Raw genomic sequence first — 21152 nt, forward strand, 5'->3', positions numbered from 1 at the left:
AACATGGTCTTCGAGTCGTTGGAGCATGACGCGGCTACGAACACCGGCTGGGTGACGGCGAATCCAAACATCCCGCCGTTCATGGCCGCCAACGCGGTGTTGGTGGAACTGGAGCGGCCGGAACCGCCGGGCTCGGGCACAACGCCTGTGAATGCGACCGCCCTGGCCATGGCTGGCCCGGTGGACGAAGTGATGGTCGCCCCGTTCGCCATTCCGGTCTGTTCGCTGCTGGATGAGTACGGTGAGTTCCAGGGGCAGCGGATGGCCGTGACCGACCGCATCTTCACCGAAGCTGCCCGGTATTGCGAAGGAGAAGGCCCCAACTGCAATAACATGCCGACCTTTCCGTACACGCCCTGCAGCGAGGTATACAAGGATCTGGACGATGCATACCTCTGGGAGGACGGAGATGAACGATTCTTCGGGGGGCAGTTCGGAAACGACTACTTCCAGAACTTCTTCACGGGTACATTCGAGGATCCGAATGCTCCGGCTTATTTTGCCTATCATCGCATGATGATGGGGCCGTACTGGCGAGGCGAGGGATCGTATCCTCTGCATCACGACGATGAGGTCTATGACGACAGTTTGGGTGGGCTACTGCCGCTCGCGGGGTGGTTTCCGCCCCACACCATCGAAGAACCTTATGGTGAGTACAGCGACGGATTGTTTGGAAAAACCGAAGTCATGGCCAGCGATCACGCAGCCCTCGTCGGGCTACCCGCCGGTTCTGCAGGTGGTGGCGTGGACCAGGCCGCGGTGCTGAACATCCTTGGCGATGGCGGCCCCGGAACAGTGGCAGCACGGATCGGCGAGGCTTTCCACCCCTTGCAATCCGGTCTGACTTCTGGCGAGGATGACGTCTGGAATCGAATCGTCGGTGCCTTCGGCCCGGGAGCCCAGGCCTCGAATCCCGCCTACGCTTCCACGGAGCTTGGCACGATCGAGAACAACTACATTGAGCTTACCGTGCGTTCGTACTCGGCCCAGCAACTCTGGGGCCATGCAAGAACGCATGCCGGAATCGACGCCGATCGGGATGGTGTGATCGGCGGCCCGCCGGACCAACAGGCAAATGATTGGTCTTCCGGATGGTACATCTGGGACCGCGGCCTGTGCAGTTCGCGACGGGTGAAGCTGCAATGCGCCACCGCCGGCGTGGATCACATGTGTTCGCCTTCCGGCGCGCGGGTCGACGTAGTTTATGGTCAGCCTGCCCCGGATACAGGTGACTTGATTCAATGGTGGTACGACAACGAACTCGCCGGGTACTGGGTGGATATCGATGGCGACGGTGTCGAGGCGCCTGATGCGGTAGAGCGGCTGGCGATATGGTGGGACTTGGAACCAACGAATCAATGCCCGGAATGCGTGGAACCCGAGTGCTGGGACTTTGATGATCCTGAGTGTTACGATGAGTGGATGAGTTACTTCGAATGTCTTGACGCTTGTGCCGCCGATCCACACTTGTATGACAAAATAAACTATGTGGATGAAATAAAATCCTCCTGGGACAGCAAGGGCGTATTGGGACGGTTGTTCGCTGTGCCCGCCGACGGGGTTGCTGACCACACGCCGGTGTGGAGGGTGAAGGTTCCGGTCATTGGTGTGCGAGGGCCTGCTGGGACCTGCTGCCAGGATGTGGATGGCGCGTTCGATGCCGATCCCGGCCCGATGTCAGACTGGGATCCCGTGGTCGATCCGTCCGCGGCCTGGGAAATCATCGGCTTTGTCGACATGCTGATCTACGACGTTGCCATCCGGGACATGTGCGACTGGCTGCCGCCGTTCGAGCAGAAGACCCACTTTGGAAAGCTCCCTGTCTCGGGAGCCATCATCGGCAAAGATGACGGCACTGGTCGTACCTATGGGCCGGGAGCGTTCTACTTCATCCGTGGCACGGATTCGGCCGGCAATCCGGTCCAAGGCAGGGAGGCCCGAGTCGCCAGCCTGGACTTGTCCGAAAGCAACCAGCACATTCGCTCGGCCAACCTGGTCCGAGGCAGGATCACGACTGCGACGGACTTCATCCCGACCTCGGCCAACGAAGGCCCACGTGCCTCGCAACTTGTACGGAGCTGGGAACGCAGGTGAGCTGCCCGGTGGCTGAGTGTGCGAAAGTGAAGCTGGCCTTCCTGTGATTGTCGCCGCAGCGCTCGGCAACGCGGGCGCGATGCGTGCCGGGTGTGTGCTGATGGCATGTCATAATGTACCTTATGACATGGAAACGACGGCCCAGCCCGGGCAATTCCGGCCTTTCCGGCGCTCCGAAACCCTGATGATTGCGTGACATAAGAATCTGGCGTATGATTCGGCCATGCTTGAGACCGCGCTCATACTCGCCCCGACCAAAGCGGAGCACGCCCTGGCGCCGCGGAACCGCGACGGCCTGCCGGCGTGGTTCAACCTCTACATGGGCCTGGAGGCCGGGGCGAACGCCGAGAACACCATCCAGGCGAAGACCCGGGACCTGAACGCGTTCCTCGGCTTCTTCGGCCAGGCCACCGGCAGCGACCACCCCGACCAGTGGACCCGGTCCATCACCGGCGACTTCGTCAAGAAGCTCCAACGCGACAAACGCAGCCCGACCACCATCAACCGGATTCTGGCCACCCTGCGTCACTGTGCCCGGTGGGTCCACCACCGCCGCCCGTTCCTGGCCGGCAACCCGACGGAGCGGATCGCCGACATCACCGTGGATGACCCCGAGTGGAAGGGGCTCACGGACATTGAGGTCACCCGGCTCAAGGCCGCCGCCGAGCAGCTCGTCCACCTGAAGCGGCGGAAGAACCAGCACCCGGTGCGCGATTGGGCCATCTTCCAGGTTCTGCTGCGGACGGGGATGCGGGTTTCCGAGTTGCTCCGGCTGGACCTCGACCAGTACCAGGACAAGCACTTCATCAACGTGAAGCGCAAGGGCCGCAAGGTCACCCGGTCGGTATTCGTCGCCGGCGAGGCCAGGGAAGCCCTCGACACGTATCTGGATAACGTACGCGGCCGGCAGCCCGGCCCGCTGTTCTACTCAAGGGCCGGCAAGCGCCTGGCACGTCAGAATGTTGACGCCGCCCTGCGGGCCATAGCGGCCCAAGCCAACGCACGATTCCCCGATGACCAGAAGATCAATCTCCATGCCCACGCCCTGCGGCACACGTGTCTTCGCCGCGCGGCCGAGAAGCATGGTGTTCAGTACGCGATGGAGCTATCCGGCCAAAGCTCCGAGCGGTATATTTGGCGTTACGTTCAGCCGTCCCAGGCCCAGAAGGAGGCCGCGCTCGACGACTTATTCTGAGGTGGCTTTGTTCGATGACCTATTCGACCAGGGCCTTCAGGAACGCGTCCTTCGCTTCCCCGTAGAACTCGATGCTGATCTTCGTCCAGAGTTCGTCAGGCAACTCGTTCAGTTGTTTCCGCGCCGATATGGGCATGAGCAGGGTGCTGGCCTGCTTGTCGATTGCCAGTTCCGCGATAGCGACCGCATTGGGCAGAAGCTCCAAGGAGCCGCCCAGGTTCACCGAGCCTACCACGATGAGGGCTCCCTTCGTGCTGCGTTCGAGCAGGGCGCTTGACATCGCAAGCAACACCGGAAGGCTCAAGCCCGCCCCGGTCCGGTCGTTGTCCATCGGCCGCATCTGAATTGAGAACTCGTGTCCCCGCGGGTCGCGATCGCCGACCAGGAACTTGGCCTGCGCGTAGAGATTCTGCTCGCCGATACGCACGCTCTCACGGAACCCGGGTGGTGCCGGCGTGTTCAGAATCTTTACCCCGCTCCCAGGCCCCACCGTCACCTCGATTCGGTAAAGCCCCGGACTCGTGTCCGGTGCACCGGGGCCAACAGCCCACACCTGCCCGGGCGGCAACGGGTCAGCCTCGATAGCTTCCTCACTGCGGAGCTCGGGCGTTGAAACAAACTTCTCCACCCCGTCCACACCCAGGGTGTAGCTGAAGTGTGTGTTCCGGAACTCAGAGGGGAAGCAACGCTTCTGCTGCTCCTTCACGCGACGCCTTGCTTCCAGCGCGAGCCGGACAACCTGCTCTAACTCCTCGTCAGGAATAGGCACATCCGGGTCGGGGAAAAGCAGTTTCACCAGTCCGCTCACGGTCTTCTGGACCGCCTCAATGTCGCGACCCCGGAAGGCACCACCGAGAAAGACACGGTTTTCGAGAATGGACGCCCGACTTCGAGAGCGAACCCTTGTCCAGCACTCACTCAGGAAATCGCTCACCAAGCCGAAATGATCCGTAAAATGCTCCTTGGGGTTGAGCGATGGGAACTCCCAGCCCGGAATATACGCATGAATCCGATCGTGGAACGCAGTATCGTCCCGCATTTCCGGCGGGAGCGGCGTCAGCAGGTGGCCGATACGCTGCTGATGCTGGACATCAACGTCGAGGTTGCCGACCATCACGATGCAGCCGTCGGCGCGGATACTGTCTTTCCCACGGCTGAACTCCCCGTTCGCCATGTAGCCCTTCATGATGTTGACGCCGTCCTTCTGGTCGAAGGAGATCCCCGATACTTCGTCAAAGCAGACGACGTCAAATTGGCACACGAGACCGCGTTGCCCGGTGGCGTTATTGACGAACATCTTCGCAACCGTAGCTTTGCCGCCTGAGATCAGATGGGAGTACGGCGAGATCTGCTGAAAAAGATGGCTCTTGCCAGTGCCACGCGGCCCCAGCTCGACCATGTTGTAGTTCCGCTCGACAAACGGCACCATCCGAAGCAGTGCGACAGCCTTGGCCCGGTCGGCCATCTTCTGCGGTTCGAGCCCGATGGATCGAAGCAGGAAATCTCGCCACTCATCCGTCGAAAATGCCTGCCGCCCCTTGGCGAGCACATCCAGCACCTCCGACTTCGACATTTGAATCGGACGAAGCGCATCCACCGAGAAGGGCCGGCCGTTCTGCTGTTGAGCGATGACCGAGTCGTAACCGAGCGTGATCTCCGCGTAAAACCCATCCGTGAGCATTCGCTCGTGATCGTTGACGAGCTGGTCAGCGATGCGAACATCCCTCAAGGCGAGGCTGGGCAATTCGGCTACATAGCAGTCGTTTCGGGCATCCAGTCTGGCCTTGACAATATCAATCAGCTTGACCGACCCCCTGTCGCGGGCCTCGTGCTTGAACACTTCTTCATGGCCCGTCCGCACGGTCCGGTCACGCAACTGCCGCTCTACAATCTGCAGGCCTTCCTGGATTTCATGGTCATCGACTGTCGCACAGTACCGACCCAGAAGGAACTCAACGACGTACGTCGGAACGGGATACTGCCGCGAATACTTGCGGACCAGATCCTTACGAACGACGTAGCCGTCAAAGACCGACGCGGCCAGTTGATCAAGCTTATCGAGTTCAAGCGCCATACGGGTATTCCTCAATCATCTCCACCGACTGTTGTCTGATGCTTGGCGACCAGGCGGCCGGACGCGTCGATCAGAACCACGACCGCAGCCGTCCCCTGGAGGTCCTCGTCTTCGACAACGACGCCAGCCTTACCGTCGTCGCCGACCGGCTTTAACGTGGCCACAATGCTGGAGTCTGCGGCATTAGGTTTCGTGCGAACATCGACTTGCAGGGTCGTGTCTGGTGGATCCACCGTCACCCGGCAGCGCAGGCCGAGCCATTGCACATCTACAATCGACGCCTTCGGTCCGCCGGCGCCCCCCACGGGCTCGACCGTCAAATCGGGAATCACGCACTCCTGCAGGCTGATTCCCCCGTGGGCGTATTCCTGACCGGCGGAGAAACAGGAAATCCCCGGAGCCGAAGCGAACTCGGCTGCCCGGTTCCAATGCCACCCTGCTTTGGGCACGGTAACCTTCGATTCTCCCTTGATGGTCGCACATCGCGACCACTTCGATTCCGTCAGGTACTTGGGCAGATCGTGTCTCGGCAGGCCACCCGGCATCAGCAGCCAACCATGGTCCGTGACTATCCGCACCGATGTCCAGCCGGCCTCAATCAGTTCGACCACGCGTTCCGTGAGCCGATCCAGCTCATCCGCCAACTGTCCGACCAGCCGTGCTTTCAGCTCATGCCCGTGACGGTCAATCCGGCCGAATTCGGTCCACCCGCGGGCGTCCGGTTCACCGGCATTTCCGGTCTCGCCGGCATCAATCACCTGATAACCGGCATCTTCGATCAGTTTTCGGAATCGCGGGGTTGTGAGCGGCTGTCCGTCCGTATTCTCCGGGGCGAACGTCTCCGGCAACCCCACACCTTTGACGCGCTCCACCACCGGCGAAACCGCCGGTTTGGCCGTCGCCGTTACGGATGGCAACGCCGCCCAGCGCCGTGACATGGTTACCCGTAACCCGCGTTCCTCCAGGTTAGCCCGCAAACGCTGCCCCAAATCGAACCGCAACCCATCGGCGAACAGGATGACACATCCGGCTCCCGCCTCGATACCCGGCTGCTCCCCCGCGCTCGGGAGCGGGTTCATTTGAGTCACCTGCTGAAGCCGGCAGGCAGCATCATTGGCCCAGTTCAGGTACAGGGCGCGAACAGCAGCCGTGACGGCCTGCTCGTCGTTGTTCGCCTTGACGGCCGCCGGTGCCTTCATGGCCGCGTCGTCCGCTAGGAATGCCCCATCCACGTATAGCTTCGCCATGTCGTCGGGCGTATCGCCGCCCAGATGCCGTTCCGTCGCATCCGCGAGTTTCGCCAGGTGCGACAACGCGAACGCAAGCGGGCACTTGCCGAGCTTCGCCCACACCCACGCCCGGCGAACGCCATGCTGTTTCTCAAGGTCCCCGATCTTTTGCCGCGCCGCGGCCTCATCCAGCTCCGCCATCCCGAGCATCTCGATGCGGAGCCGCTCCTCCGCCTTGTCGTTCTCCGCCGGCCAGGGTTCCGCGTCGAACGTCAGTGTGCTCGGCTTCGAGCGATCGAGCAGGTCGGGCAGCCCGGCATACAGTGCCGGCGATTCGCAGAACCGGCTCCACAGCCCCTCCCATGCCGCGTCCTCGTGTATGCCCAGCCGTTCGCCGGCAACCAGCTCGCCGTCGGTATCCGCGTCAAACCCGTAGTCGTCGCGGCAACGGTTTTTGAACGCGTGCCACTTGCCCTCGTCGGTCATGCGGTTTCGGACCGTGTCGGGGTCGCTCATCCACATCAGCAGGTCGCGTGGATGGTCGCCGACCATCAGCTTGTCGAAGTCTTCCGCTTCCAGCCGCTTGCCCGTCAGATGGGCAATGGGAGTGGTCGCCAGCACGTGCAGCGAGGCATGGAGCGACTGTTTCGTCCGGGCATCCTTGGCTACATCGAGCCCAAGGCCTTCATCCGACGTGAGCATCGCCTCGACGCTCCAGTCACGGCCGTTCTTCTGTGTCCAGACCGTCCCCCGAAACTGCAACTCGACGAGCGGCTGCAGCTCGCGCGGGCATTCCTCGCCGGCCCGAAGCGACTGCCGGCTCACACCCGGCATGTAAATGATCGGGACCACATTCTCAGGCAGTTTGACCTCATCGAGCGTGCGGGCGATCACGCATTTCAACCAGATGGCCGGCCCCTGAAACTGGTCCGGAGCGTATTCGCCGAAGATGAGCACCTGCGGCAGGCGCTCGCGAAGCGGACGGATGATGGGTTTCCATTCGGCTCGTGGATCGGCCCAGAGGATCGCGGCCGGCGGTTCCTCCACGCCTGTCTGATGCCTGGACGTGGCCGCAAACGATTCGATCACAGCATCCAATAGGCTGGTAGCCGCGTTCATGCCTCAACTCCAATGGCCTTGTTGAGGGCTGCAAAAAGGCGTTCGCACCACTTGCAGTGCTCCCGCACTTTGATCGGATCGACCTTCTCCAGCAGCTTGGCGCCATCGCGAATCTTCTGATACTCCTTAGCTTTCGTCGGCTTTGTTGCCTTGGTGAGTGCGTCGGCAATCACTGTCTTCGTGCGCGACTCAGCCTGGTTGGCCGGCGGTAATGCACCTTCATTGAAGTTACCACCAAAGTGCTTCTTCAGGCCGTCCGGATCCGCCAGGAACCATGCTTCCATGCACGCCACCATCATTTGAAGTCGCGCATCATCGGCCCCAGTTGGCTTGTTCCACTTGTCGCCCTCACGATGCTTCACATGATCCCAGGGCTTCGCGCCGATCGCGATGGGGTCCTCCGAATCAACCAGTAGGACGTTGTAAACGTCGCGTTCCTTTTCCATGGCATCAACGAAGGCGTCGTATGCCTGCTGTCGTCCACCGCACGGGATGACACGCCATCGAATCCCGCGCTTGCGCACTTCGCCCACGATCGGCTTCAAAAAGGCGGACATCCCGGTGCGAAACGGGACAAGTGTCTCGGCCGTATCACCTCCGCCCTCGATGTAAATGGCGATTGCCTTTACCACAGGTTGCCTCCGAGCTTTCCGAGCCGCCATACTTCGCCCAGTCGATACTTCGCCATCCAGTGTTTGAGCTTCGCCGACTCCAGCCGCCGCAGTTCGGTGCCATTCTCCAAGTACTCGCAGACGAGTACGGATTCGGCTTGTTCGGTCAGTGCCGAGATCAGCACGTCCGAATGCGTGGTCACGATGAGCTGCGTCTTCTCCGACGCTTCCGTCAGCAGATCGGCGAGCAGCGACATGGCGTCGGGATGCAGTCCCAGTTCCGGCTCTTCGATACAAATAAGCGGTGCCGTTTCCGGGCTTAAGAGAATGGCCAGCAGCGCCAGAAAGCGCAGCGTGCCGTCCGACAGCCGCGTCGCGGCAACCGGCGCTTTCAGCCCTTCCTCGTGCAGGTAGACTTGCACTGCCCCGGCCGAGACCTTAGTGCTCAGGCGCTGGTAGCGAGGGAGGAACTTTCGCATGAGCTCGTTGAATCGTGACCACTCCGCCCGATGTTCCAGGTCGTTCAGCACCAATCCGAGATTGACGAGCTGTGGCAACAGCACGTCGGTCGGCAGGTTCGCCGGCTGTGCTGCGCGGAGTGCCGCGGAGCGTCCGAAACTCCACTCTCGAAACACCTGCATCGCCCCGAACCGCTTCGCGGTGGTCGTGATCTCCGGATACAGGTCCGGATCCTTCATTTGCGAGAAGATTGATTGCTGCGGATCGATATTCTCTCGTTTGAGCTTCCGTTGCTTGTACTCGCGATGGCTCACCGTGTCAGTCACGGTTTCGCTCACGTTGATTGCCGGACGACCTCGCTGAAACCGATAGTAGAACCGTACATCCTTTGCCTTGAGATCAGCCTTCTCCGCTTCTTCGAGCACCTCATCGACGATCTCAAGCCTGGTCGCGGACTCCGCGAATTCGATTGCGTACCGCAGTTCGGGGATGCCGTTGACCGGCGAAACGAGCGCCTCAATACGTGCGGTCGCCGTTCCCTTTCCTCCCCGCCAGATCCAGTCCGTCGGTGTGCCGCCGATGCGAATGGCGCCACTGAAATCGGCCGGCGTTGCGTGCAACAGCTCCATCGCTTCGATGAAATTGCTCTTGCCCACGCCGTTGGGACCGATGAGCACGTTGAGCTTGGTCAGCTCAATCTGTTCGCTCTTGGGCCCGAAGGACAGGAAGCCCTTCAGGTGAACCCCGTTCAGTAATGTCGATTTCATGTGAGAGCCCTCTCAGGCGTTTCTCGCCGCCTGTTTGAACGCGTTCGTGTAGTGCAGGTCGTTCCAACGGTTGCCGTCGAAATCGCCGCCGCCGGCGAAGTCGGTTCGGTGGGCGGCGTGTTGCTCGGGGTCACAGTTCCAGAACCACGGGTAATCTGTCTTTGAGCGGTTAGGTTCCTTGCCGCGGTCCTTGTCCCACTTGATGTTGGGCTTGAACCGCAGGATGCCGGCACCCTTGCGGCCAACATCTTTAGCCAGCAGGAACGGACGGATGTTAAGTCGCACGCCGTCGTTGATGTCCGGCTCCCAGCCGATCGGCTGTTCGCGCAGCGGCTTCCAGCGGACGAAGATGTCGTACGGCGGCTCGCCGGCGAGGATGCTTTCGAGTTCGGCCTTCAGATCGAGTGCCGCTGCCAGCCGTGCTTCGGCGCCAGGCTTGCCATCGTTGACCTGGTCCTTCTGATCCTTGATCCAGTCGCCAAGGTACGCGTGGGTCAGCGCCGTCTGCAGTCGCCGGCCCGCGCCACCAGGGGCGGCGAGCTTGTGATAATTGACCAACGCGGAGAAACCGTCTTTCCGGCCGTCCCAGATGTGCCAGATGAACGGACGATGGTGGAAGAGCCCACAATGTTCCTGAAAGAACTCATCCCGGAGCCAGGCGTTCAGGTCACGGTCGGCCTTGACACCGCATGCTGCCAGCAGGGCCGCCAATCGGTCGGCTGCGCTGCGCTCCCCGCGAACGGGAGGAATGCAGACGACGCCGTCGTCATCCGCGAACTGGGCCACCTCCCCGCACCTTTCAACCAGTGCTCGAGCCCGCTTGCTCAACCGCATCTTTTCGTCGAGTTCCGCCGGCCAGCGGTAGCCCAGCAGCCGTGCGACTGCGACCTGGAGCACCGTGCCCTCCTGCGCCTCATCCGGCCGCCCGTGGAAGAGCCATTGCGTCGGGTCGTCGCTCTCTGGTTCGGGCAGGCCGTCGGGATATTCTTCTGCCGCAATCCGTTGCCAATAGCTCAAATCGAATATCACCTTAGTCAGTGATGCATTGGACACCTTCAGTGATCGATCGACCTTGCGGATTGCGTCGCAGTACAGTTCCGAATAGCAGAATGCCCAGATGGCAGGAAGATGCTCCGTCTTCTTAGGAGAAATGATCGACACGCTGTTGTCGTAAGCATCACCACCATAGATTGTGACAGGAAGATCGCCCATCTGGCTCACTGCAACTCCGGGTCGATCCCACGCGAGACTTCCACGAAATGGATCTTGTGACACCTCCTTCATGCGTCCATTACCATCTTCCCAGTGAATCGCTTGGCTTCGCCCTCCAAAGTACTGTCGATCGACTACTGTGCTTTGGAAGAACCGCCAGTTGTCAGTTAGTTGTGGTAGCTCCCAAAACACTCTTCCGAATTGAGGAAGATCGCCGGTAGTCATACCTTGATACGCTCTGGCATAGTCATCCAGGAGTTCGGGGGCTTCGGCATCGTCGAACGAAATCCGCTGGTCACGCCGGTTAATCTGCGCTTCCTGCGATACAAGAGATATTTGTGCCACCTTCGCTGCTTTAGCTTTCGATTGGGCCGGTGCCACATCGGACACGTCGATGCCGAAGAATCTCCCGCCTAGTAATGTAGTGGTGTCCACTGCGAATAGGGCAACATTCACAACCGCACCGCTTATCGTGTCAAACGCTCCAGTCCCCAGGCGAACCAAAAAGTGCCATCTCCCGGCGCGGAGCAATAGGCGGCGCACCGGCTCCTGCGATGCTGAATAGAGCCATCCTTGGGGGAGGACAGTTGAGGTGCAGCCCCCATTAACGCAGAAGGCTAAACACCGCTGCATAAATGCAATTGCCAGATCTGCACGGGCCTGACCGGTCATTCGTTTGATGTGTGACTTGAGTAGACTTGCCTGATTTCCGCTACCCAGGAATGGCACGTTCGTGATAACGAGCGTGTAATCGCCGGCCAGGAGATCGGCCGCCCTCACCATGCCGGATGCGGCGATGGCTCGCTCGCGGGTCTCATCGTCGGCCTTCTCGGCCTTGAGGATCGCCGCGAGGTACGGCTTGATCGTCTCGTAGTCGGCCGCAATAAGGTCCGTCGGAAGCTCGGTAGGGTCGATGAGCGATCCTAGAATCGGCGCCTGCGAGAAGAGCCGGTGCAGGTTCAGCAGGCCTTCCTTGATCGCCTGACGACCGAGCGTTGGCATGGGAACACCGGATTGCTCGGCCAGTACAATCCACTCGTCCGCCGTGGCGTGCGGACCTATTCCACTGCATGCGACATTCAAGGCGGGCAATTCGATGGCCTTGCCCGCCATCCGCCAGGCAGTCAGTGCCAAGTTGAATGCGGCGATCTGGCAGCAGCGGCCGTCAATCTCAAGGCCAAACAGATTCTCTGCCAGGACCGACCGGATGGCGTCGTCCAGCGACAGGCCATCTTCGGTCATGCGCAGCCGGACCAGCAAGTCAAACGCCGCGACGAGGAAGTGTCCGCTGCCGCAGCAGGGGTCGAGAACCTTGAGGTCCTTGGTCTCGCGCGGCCAACCGTCGAATGTGCCGGCTGCCGGCCGCCACGGGCCGGTCGGCTCGCCGTTCTCATCTCCCTCCTGCTGTTCGCGTACGAAGCGCAGGTACTCGAAGTCGTAGCCGCCCTGGGAATTGAGCCGCACGGCAGCACTAAGCTTCTGCTCGCTCGTCGCATTGGCCGCCAGCTCTGGACGCGCGGCTAGCGCCTTGCCGGCATGCCAGGCCCCGATCGTGTTGTGCAGCAGGAAGAGCACCATGTAGTGCTCGGTGAAGAGCTGCGTGACGGCCGGCAATGTCTCGCCGGTGATCTTCTCGCCCGACGCGTTCACGCGGTCCTTTTCTTCGGCCTGCCAGAACTGATAGACCCAGCCCAGACTGTCATCCGCCCTGAACGTCGCCGGCGGGAGTGATTCAAGGAGCTGCTCCAATTCGAGCGTGCGTTCCCGTGGCAGCGCCACGGCGAGCACCGGATCATCGACACGGAAGATCTGCGGCAGCATGCCCTGGGCGAATCGGCTTGCCAGCTCCCACTTGTCGAGCCCGGCCTCGCGGGCGAGCTCCTCGACATCGTCCAGACTGACCGAGACGTTGTGCTCTGGATGGATCAGCAACTCGTTTTCGGCCAGAAACCGGGCGAACAGCATCCGGTGCCAGTGCTCGTACGCGCACTCCCGCACCAAACGCGTAATCTCCTGCGCTCCTTGGGCGTTCCGGCCGTCGCCAAGCTGCTTGGCGTGTGCCCGAAGGCGAGCCCGAAGCTGCTGGCCCGACTTATCAAGATGAGCACCCGACCTGGCCTCGTGCACGGTTAATGATTCAATGGCCGACCTGGCCCCGCGCTCGGCAATCACGCGTGCCTTTTTGACGACGGCTTCAAGCTCGCCACGGAGACCGTTTTCGAGTGGAGGCATGACGGGTTTCTCTCAATCAGCCAATAATGACTGGCCCCTCGTTCACTTTCGCGAGCAGTACCCGCTCCTGGTCGGCCAGCCAGGCCTTCACATCGTCCGGCGTCTTCAACGTGCCGCTGCTGAGGTGAACCCGCTGCGTCTTGGGCTCAAGCAGCTTCGCCGCTTTCATGGCCGCATTGGCGAACCGATTCGGCAGAGCGTCAGTTTTGTCCTTCCACGCGGACACCGGCGTCGCATCAAGCGTCACAAGCAGCGATTCGTCCGAACCCACGTCGATGGTGGGCACGTCGGCGATGGCCTCTTCGCTGAGAATCTGCTCGCGTTGGCCCTTATTGATCTTCTGCCAGCAATCATTGGCTTCGAGCTTGGCCAACTCCTCGGCGTGGCGATTCTTCAGTTGGGTGTGCGCATCGGACACGACCGTACGCAATACGCCGGCGGCCTTCTTGACCAGCGGTTTGACGTGGTCGGTCCCATCGAGCAGCAGGCGATTATCCTCAACACCCCTACTCCCCGTACGAATCTCGTCGAATTCGGGCAAAGCGGTCGCGTGAGTCTCCATGCGTTTCAGCAGGACCCAGCCAGGTCGCCGCTTGTCGGCCAGTTCGGCCGCGGCCTTCCAGTCCTTGGCGTTGGCCTTCAGTGCATCGAGGTCGGCGAGCATCTTCACCAGCCGTTCGTTGCCGGCCAGACTGCGAAGGTCGGCCAGATGGACCGTCTTGGGCCGTTCCGGGAGCGGGGGTTCGCCGCCGGCCCGTTCCGACAGCTTTTCCAACACATCGAGAAACTCGCTCGACTTGATGGTCAGGTCATCGGAGGTTTTGGCGCTGAGGCCGGCTTCCTGGAAGAGCCCGCGGAGCTTGATCTTGTCCTGGGCACTGAGTGTCGCGGTTTCCACGCGGAACTCGGCCTTGCCGGCCTTGGCCTGGTCGAGTTGCCCGGCCACGAGCGCATTGCCGGCGTACCGGGCGGTCAGGTGGCCGGTCGCGTGCAGGCAGATCAAGGCGCCGTCGATGGCATCCTGCGGCCAGCCGTACGGGCTTTCGCCCAGTTCCTTTCGCACGGCCCGGCCCTCGGCGCCGGAACCGACGATTCGCATCACTTCCTTGCAGACCGGGTGCTGCTCGGTCGCGGCGGTCCAGTTGATCGCTTCAAGCGGGGAGTCGGAGCCGGTCTTTGCCCGGCTGATGGCCACCGCCCAATTCTTGTGGTCGCCGTCGCGGAATCGGGGGAAAAGCCGGTCCAGGGCATCCTCGGCGGCGCTGCGAATCTTCTCTTCAACGGTCAATTCGTGCTGCTCGGTCCCGCCGCCCTTGTAGACGCGGGCACGACCGACAATCTCCGTGATGAGGCTGTCACGGCGCCGCACCGCATCTTCCATGCGGGCCTGCATGGCGTTGCGGGCTTCCTTGCCCTCGTCCGTGCCGGGGATACCCTTCAGGTCAAGCGTCTCTTTGGCGCCCTGATACTGGATGATCTGATTGCGCAAAGCCTCATCATCCTGCTTCGGCACGAAAACAAAGACGATCGGGCTGTCATTGCCGGCCGCACGGGCGGCATCAAGCACGCTCTTCGCGCTGCAGTTCCATTCATCCCGTACCCAGACGGGGATTTCCGCGCCGTTCACTTCGGGGGGATCGTCGCCGAAATGGATGTTGATCTTGCGGGCGATCTTGCTTTCGCCCTGGATGAGTTTGACGCCTTTGACGGCGGTGGCCGCGGAGTCGCGGATTAGGGCATCGCGGGCGTGGTAGATTTCACCCGTGTTGTTCTGCAGCCGGCTCTTCTTGGCCCGGAACTCCTTGTCCCACTCCGAGTACTCTTTGGTCTGAAGGTTGTATTCCTCATGGTCCTTGAGCAGGACTCCCTCTTCAACGAGTTTGTCCAGCAGGGGCGGCAGGTCCCTTCGGATAACAGCGCCGCCGTCCTTTAGGTCCCCGACCAGGAGATCCGCGAGCATCTCACACGTGGCGCGAATACCCAGGTCAACGCTGCCATCGCGCGGCAGCCGTCGGATCAGGAAGACCAGGCCACATACACGTCTTGCCAGCTTGCCCTGTTCGGTACCGTCGTCCAGCTTCCGAATCGTCTCGTCCAACTCACGAAGCAGGACGCCTTGCTGAACCATCCCGGCCTGAAGCTGCTCGAAGATGTAGTCGCCGGAGATCACTGTGCCGACCGGCTGATCCGCCAGGTCGCGGATGGCATCGTGGATGATTCGGAGCTGCGCACGAAGCATGCTGCTCGTGCCGCTCGGGTCCACCGCACGAAGCACGGCTTCCCAGAAACGCCGTCGCGTGGGAAGCAGCGGATAGTCGATGCCGAGAAGCTTACGGTCCTCAGTCCGCGGTCCGATGCGCGTCCCGGCGAGTTGTCGCTCAATCTCGCCGGCGTACGAGTCCAGCTTGGCCTTCAACTCGGGCAGCTTGTCCGGCTTCTTGCTCAGTAGAACCTTCCGCGTGACCGCCTCGACGTCCTGGTCCTGAAGCTCGATGTTGATGGTGAACCGGGCCAGCAATTTGGTGAGTTGGCGAGTGTCGGCGCCGAGCGCACTTTGGCCGGCCCCGACCAACAGCACGCGGCAGCCCATTTCCTTCGACAGGGCCTCTGCGATCTCGACCACGCTGGTTGCCCGCCCGTCGTCCGTCGCGATGTACTGCTGCACTTCGTCGAGCAGGAGAATCGTGCAGGGGATCTGCCCGCCGGTTAGCAGGACCTCCTTGGTCGTGGCCAGGAATTCGGCGGTCGTGATATCGCCGGGTTGATTGAACTGCTTTTTGAGCAGCTCTCGAACGGCCTTGCGATCGCCATAACCGGGGTCCACTTCCACCAGCGCGTCGTGGAGGATGGGGCTGACGTACAGGTTGTTCAGCTCCCGGATGAAATCCTTCCCCTTGGATTCGACCTGCGCCTTGACTGAATCGAAGAAACCATTCTGTTTCAGGTAGAGGCAGAACTTCGCCTGGGCGTAGGTCTCAGGCAGGCCCTGCGACCGGAGAATGATGCCGAGAACCGCGAGCCGAACACTCTCCATCCCGCCGGCCGGAAGCGTGCCGGACGCTGCGTGGAGGCCTCCGAAGCGGCGCCCCTGCGTGTCCAGTTCCTTGAGGGCGTCCTCGATCTCGCCCGGCAGGTCGGGGACCAGCGTTCGCGCGGTGGCACCGTCCTCCGGGAACTCCGTGTTCACCCAGAGGTGATGGAGCATCTTGAGCATGTGGGACTTGCCGGAGCCGTAGAAGCCCGACACCCACGCGGCTGGTTGCTGACTGCTGCCCAGATTGCCGAGAAACGACTCCAGCATCCGGATGATGCCATCAGCGTATTTGCCTTCGCAGACGAAATGGGAAAGCTCCTCGCGCAGCACCCTGCGTTCCTGCTCGGTTCGTCCTTCGGTAATGCGCGCCTGGCCGTTGTTAATCAGCTCGCTGACCGCCGGATCACGAACAAACAGTTCACGGTTCTTCATTGATCAACATCTCCTTGGTGCAGGGTGATGGGCACCGCGAGATAGTTCCAACCATCGCGTGCATCGAGTAACCGATAGTTGTTTTCTTCGTACTCGCCCGGGAAGAACAGCACCAGCCGGCCGCGGATGTCGGCTTCGACTGCGCGGAGCACCGTGGATATCCGCGTGAATCCGTAGAGGGCGGCCGCTCCGAACACCCCGACGACCGTGCGTGAATCGACATCGGGTGACGTGACGCACTGGCGCAGCTTATCGACGACGAAGGCTGTGAACTCCGAGTCCAGCTTCATCTCGATGTCTTCGGGACACTCGAAATAGGCTTCCCGGTAGTCGTCCGCCGCCATCCAGTCTGGAAAGAGGTTGGTGAAGTCAAATTCTCTCCAGCTATACCCGGCGGAACGCGTACGGACCTCGAAATCGTGGCGTCGAGCCCGCAGCTTTCGTTCATCCTCTTTGGGATAAACGATCATGATTGTGCGCTCAGCACCGGTCAGGTTGCGCTGCCAAAGTGGAGCGATGTGCCGTTCGTACCGATCAGCGAGTTCGTCAATCCGTCCCATGGCTCATCCGGATCTCGTCGGGAGTCAAAACCGATGAAAAGTCAACCTCAATCACGCCGCCGCCATGCCTAAGGTTAAGGGCGCCCAGCCGCTTGGCATCCATGGCAAGGAACACAAGCCGCTCTTCGTTGGCGTCCAGAACAGCCGTCCACAATGTCTTGAACAACCGATTGCCGCGGAACCCGAGAAGATAACCGAGCATCAATGCGTAGGCGACCGCGTGCGGGGTGGCGACCACGGTCTTTCTCACCTTCCGTACGCGCCCCTCAAGGTGACCGGTCTGCGCCCAGGTAGAGGATGCGTTTCGCACAACCTTGTCGACAATCGCATCATTCAGCCTCTGCCCGACGGCCTCGCGTACAGAGTCGATCATGGCCTGCCGTCCAAGTTCCTCGCCGGGGTCCATCGCCAAGATGGGGCGGACGGTGGCCCTGAGAAGGGGGTCTCGGGCGAGGGAGCAAAGTAGTGCCATGAGGCACCGGCCTGGCTTGTCGCTATCCCAATACCGGCGGAGAACCCTGAACAACGGCAGTTCCGCATCCAGGCCGTACAACTCCCCCAGCCGCTGATTGGTCAGTTTTCGGGTGGAGCCCGTCTTCTTGCCCGTCACGTTCTCCTCGACGATCGCTCTTGCATAGTCGTCCCGGCCTGCCTCGGCCGGCACCGCGTCCAGGACCATCTCAAGCTCGGTCAACATGAAGGTCCTGCTTGTATGCGTGCCCCGATCGCCAGCCCGGAAGCCAAACTCCCGCTGGTGCCTGGCCTCGATAGGGGCGGCTAGCAGCCCGGTCAATGACGTAATCTCGCGTGCCATACGGGTAGTATACCATCTGGCCGGCAAGTTTGCCGGCGAAAAGTGAAAAATTTCGGGAGGTTATTTGACTTTGCCAGTTTGGGCGTTATGCTTAATAGGCCGGCAAGTGTGCCGGCGAGACAGTAGCGTTATGTACCCGCCGCCTCGGGCAGCGTTGACCGGGCGGCCAGCTCAATCTGCGCAACGGCGGGCTGTCATTTTGCGGTCCTTCGGCCCCCAATGCCCCCACCACCTTGGTGGCCGGCCCGCGAAAGAGAGGAAGAAATGAGGACTCTTCATGAACGGGTCGGCGCGAAGAGGGATTGGGAAACCACGTTTTCGGGTTGGGCCCAGCCACCGGGCGATTCCGAGCAGCAACGATGCGACAACGCTGTTTCAGCAATTCGGAACGCGATCAGCCGTAGCTCGAAGCTGAATCGACGCGCGATAAGGGTTTTTCCACAGGGCTCGTACCGAAACCGCGTCAACGTTCGGCGCGAAAGCGACGTCGATGTTGGCGTGATGTGCTACGATGCCTTCTTCAGCGACTACCCGGCAGGCAAGGGCAACGCCGACTTCGGGAATGTCGACTCAGACTATTCGTACGGACAGTTCAAGAACGAGCTGGAGGAGGCACTCATTGACCATTTCGGCCGAGGAGCGGTGCGAAGGGGGAATAAGGCGTTCGATGTCAAAGAGACCACGTATCACGTCGAGGCGGATGTGGTACCGCTCTTCGAGTACCGACACTACTACGACAATGGGACGTACTTGTGTGGGGTGGCGCTGCTTCCAGACAAGGGGTGGAGAATCCAGAACTACCCCGAGAGACTGTTAGACGCGTGGCCCAGAATCAATCAGCATTACGAAAACGCCGTCGAGAAGAACACGGCAACCGGTCGGGCATTCAAGGGCGTTGTTCGCATTCTCAAATCGGTCAGGAACGAAATGGACGAAGCGGGCATCCAAGCCGCCGCGCCGATATGTGGATTCCTGTTGGAATGCCTTGCGTGGAACGTTCCGAATTCCTGCTTCAGCCATTCGACGTGGGATGCCAGAATCCAAGCCGTTCTGCTGCATCTTTGGTCAAACACCAAGGATGCCCAACAATGCCACGAGTGGACCGAAGTCAACGACATCAAGTACCTCTTTCGCTCTGGGCAACCCTGGACGCTGGCGAACACTCACGCGTTCATTGATGCAGCGTGGTCGTATATCGGAGTACGATAGTGACCTTCAATAGAATCCACATCGGTGTCTTCCTCGGGCTCGCGGTGCTTGTATGGGGTAGTGCCCTCTTGATCCAGGGCGTTCCTGTTGGACGTGAACACCTTGGCCCATTCGGCACGGTACTCGGCTTTTTGGTGCTGTTGGGAATCGGATTCGAGCACGTGCTTTGGCGACAGCCGTGGCTACAGGGCTGGTTCGTCAAACGCCCCGACCTCCGCGGCACTTGGCGAGTTGACCTACGATCGGATTGGGTAGACCCTGACACTGGCGAGAGGATCCCATCAATCGTCGGCTACATGGGCGTAACGCAGACTTTATCCAAGCTCCAATTGCACCTGATGACGCCGGAGTCGGAGTCATGGTTTATTGCGGACCGGATCATTTCCTCACCCTGCGGCGACGGTTATCAAGTCGTTGGCGTGTATACGAACAAGCCCCACGTCCATCTGCGCGGGAATCGAAGTGAAATGCACTACGGGGCCCTTGTGCTTCAGACCCATGGTCAGTCGGGGAAGCCTGAGTCGCTGACAGGCGAGTACTGGACCGACCGCAAAACGGCGGGCAGCATGACTCTTAGCAGCCGGATTGCAGATGTCGCTTCACGATTCGAGGACGCCGAGAGTCAGGCTACGCATAAGGATGCTCGCCATCACGCGACAGAAATGGCGACTTGATGCGGCGGCGGAACCGCAGGCACGCCGGCGGAAGCGGTTCGAATCCCGCTTGCTTGCGGAGACGGTTGACTGCCCGAAGCAGATTCAGCAATTGCCGGCGGACCGGGGCGTATGGCTCGTACGGAAGAAGACGCAACTCTTCGGCAACCACGTCGGCCGGCCGGCGGAGGGCAAGCTCCGTGAAATACGCCTTCAGTCGTTTGTATGTCTCCTGGTCGATGCGGACCGACGCATGGCCGTTGCGGAAGCTGACGCTGTAGCCGCCCAGCTTGAAGGGGACGCGGCGGATATCGCGGATTGCCTTGGCTTCCGCCTCGAAGAACCAGTGCTGGCCGTGTGTGGCGATCAGAACGAACGTTCGTCCGAAGCGCAGGTAATGCAGGTTGGCCAGGCCGGCGCGTTTCCGGCGGGCTCGCTCCCATTTTGATACGTCGAGGCCATAGCGGTCGATCAGCTTGCGGTCAATGGCTTCGGGGTCCTTATCGATGGGAATCCAGCCCCGGGCGTAGAACCAGTACCCGTGTGCCACGTAGGCCACCGCCAACTGCTGAATGAATCCGGCGAGCGAAACCGCCCGACAACGATACACCTCTCCCCCCACGGCCAAACCCGAGATGAAGGGGATTGTTTAACGGCACAATCCCCGAAAGCCGACACGTGCAACCACGTTGTGCATGGGCAAATGATCGCGTACGTGCAAGGGCGCTGCTCTCGACAAGGCCCCGGGCCCCCTCTCGACAACAGCCACCCTCATGCTGTTATGCACTCGAAAGGTACACCCGTTGCCTCGGAAATCGGACCTGAACGTCACGCCCCTCCAGGCACACGACACCACCAGTCATGCCCATCGCCGCACGGAACCTTCTCCACAGAGGCGGACTCCGCCCCCGACACCTAAAGAAGAACCTCTCGCTCATGGCAAACCTCCACTGGCCCGCCAGGGCATGGTCGAACTCGTTTCCAGAGTTGACCATGCCCAATTCATAGCGGTCGCCAAAAAGAAACCCCGACAAAAACTGCCGCGTGTACCACACGCGACCGCTTCGCCGTCGCAACGTCGGCGTGCAATCTCTGCCCGCCAGGGCAGACCTCGCACCCATTCGTCGCTCTCTTGCCCAGAACCGGCCAGGGCACACCCCTGGCCGGCACGTCATCGAGACGGGTTAAACCCGTCGCCGCTTTCGTCGTCGTATCGCGGTCGGCACCACCCGGTCCCGCACGAACGGCCCCGCCACTGCCTTGCAGCGGCTGCCGCTCCGCCTACGGCGGACTCCTACTTGCGGCACACTCCCACACTGCGGCTTTTCAAGCATCCGCCTGACCATGGCGGACACCGGCCACCACGCCGGCCGCCGCAGTGCTTCCCGGATTAGTGATGATCTGCAGCCAATCGGTCACGTTGCTAGAGGGTGTTACCCCTCGGGTCATCGCCGTATG

At 61.1% G+C, this 21152-nt stretch carries 13 protein-coding genes; 4 read left to right on the forward strand and 9 right to left on the reverse strand.

What is annotated here, in order from left to right; all coding sequences use genetic code 11:
* A partial coding sequence (locus tag KA354_22820) for a hypothetical protein (protein MBP7937484.1) occupies positions 1–2094 on the forward strand: 2094 nt, incomplete at its 5' end.
* A 223-nt stretch (positions 2095–2317) separates the two neighbouring features.
* Positions 2318–3289, forward strand: coding sequence for a tyrosine-type recombinase/integrase (locus tag KA354_22825; GenBank protein MBP7937485.1), 972 nt, complete (start codon positions 2318–2320; stop codon positions 3287–3289).
* 19 nt (positions 3290–3308) lie between these two features.
* On the opposite strand, the gene brxL is transcribed toward KA354_22825, so the two are convergent.
* The 8 genes from brxL to KA354_22865 are packed head-to-tail and all read right to left on the reverse strand — an operon-like array spanning position 3309 to position 17715.
* Positions 3309–5363, reverse strand: a complete 2055-nt coding sequence (gene brxL, locus KA354_22830; GenBank protein ID MBP7937486.1) for a BREX system Lon protease-like protein BrxL — start codon at positions 5361–5363, stop codon at positions 3309–3311.
* 11 nt (positions 5364–5374) lie between these two features.
* Positions 5375–7711 (reverse strand): BREX-1 system phosphatase PglZ type B, encoded by a 2337-nt coding sequence (pglZ, locus tag KA354_22835; GenBank protein MBP7937487.1) that lies wholly within the window; start codon positions 7709–7711, stop codon positions 5375–5377.
* On the reverse strand, positions 7708–8343 hold the full coding sequence (locus KA354_22840) for a DUF4276 family protein (protein MBP7937488.1): 636 nt from the start codon (positions 8341–8343) through the stop codon (positions 7708–7710). Before KA354_22840 ends, pglZ begins: the two co-directional genes overlap by 4 nt.
* On the reverse strand, positions 8337–9548 hold the full coding sequence (locus tag KA354_22845) for an AAA family ATPase (GenBank protein MBP7937489.1): 1212 nt from the start codon (positions 9546–9548) through the stop codon (positions 8337–8339). The genes KA354_22840 and KA354_22845 overlap by 7 nt, the downstream gene beginning before the upstream one ends.
* 12 nt (positions 9549–9560) lie before the next feature.
* Positions 9561–12992 carry an N-6 DNA methylase gene (locus KA354_22850; protein ID MBP7937490.1) on the reverse strand — a complete coding sequence of 1144 codons (3432 nt, stop codon included), beginning with the start codon at positions 12990–12992 and terminating at the stop codon, positions 9561–9563.
* Positions 12993–13008: 16 nt separating this feature from the next.
* Positions 13009–16458, reverse strand: coding sequence for a BREX system P-loop protein BrxC (gene brxC / locus KA354_22855; GenBank protein MBP7937491.1), 3450 nt, complete (start codon positions 16456–16458; stop codon positions 13009–13011).
* Entirely contained in the window at positions 16455–17018 is a 564-nt protein-coding gene (locus tag KA354_22860) for a DUF1788 domain-containing protein (GenBank protein MBP7937492.1), read from the reverse strand. The genes brxC and KA354_22860 overlap by 4 nt, the downstream gene beginning before the upstream one ends.
* Positions 17005–17715, reverse strand: a complete 711-nt coding sequence (locus KA354_22865; GenBank protein ID MBP7937493.1) for a hypothetical protein — start codon at positions 17713–17715, stop codon at positions 17005–17007. The genes KA354_22860 and KA354_22865 overlap by 14 nt, the downstream gene beginning before the upstream one ends.
* A 381-nt stretch (positions 17716–18096) precedes the next feature.
* Here KA354_22865 and KA354_22870 point away from each other — a divergent pair, with 381 nt between their 5' ends.
* Together KA354_22870 and KA354_22875 are read left to right on the forward strand one after the other, a co-directional pair.
* On the forward strand, positions 18097–19041 hold the full coding sequence (locus KA354_22870; protein MBP7937494.1) for a nucleotidyltransferase: 945 nt from the start codon (positions 18097–18099) through the stop codon (positions 19039–19041).
* Positions 19041–19715 (forward strand): hypothetical protein, encoded by a 675-nt coding sequence (locus KA354_22875; protein ID MBP7937495.1) that lies wholly within the window; start codon positions 19041–19043, stop codon positions 19713–19715. Before KA354_22870 ends, KA354_22875 begins: the two co-directional genes overlap by 1 nt.
* On the opposite strand, the gene KA354_22880 is transcribed toward KA354_22875, so the two are convergent.
* Positions 19669–20304: a hypothetical protein gene (locus tag KA354_22880; protein ID MBP7937496.1), complete on the reverse strand. Its 636-nt coding sequence runs from the start codon at positions 20302–20304 to the stop codon at positions 19669–19671. The genes KA354_22875 and KA354_22880 overlap by 47 nt on opposite strands.
* Positions 20305–21152 lie beyond the last annotated feature (848 nt).

It is taken from the genome of Phycisphaerae bacterium, assembly GCA_018003015.1.
Taxonomy (GTDB): Bacteria; Planctomycetota; Phycisphaerae; order UBA1845; family PWPN01; genus JAGNEZ01.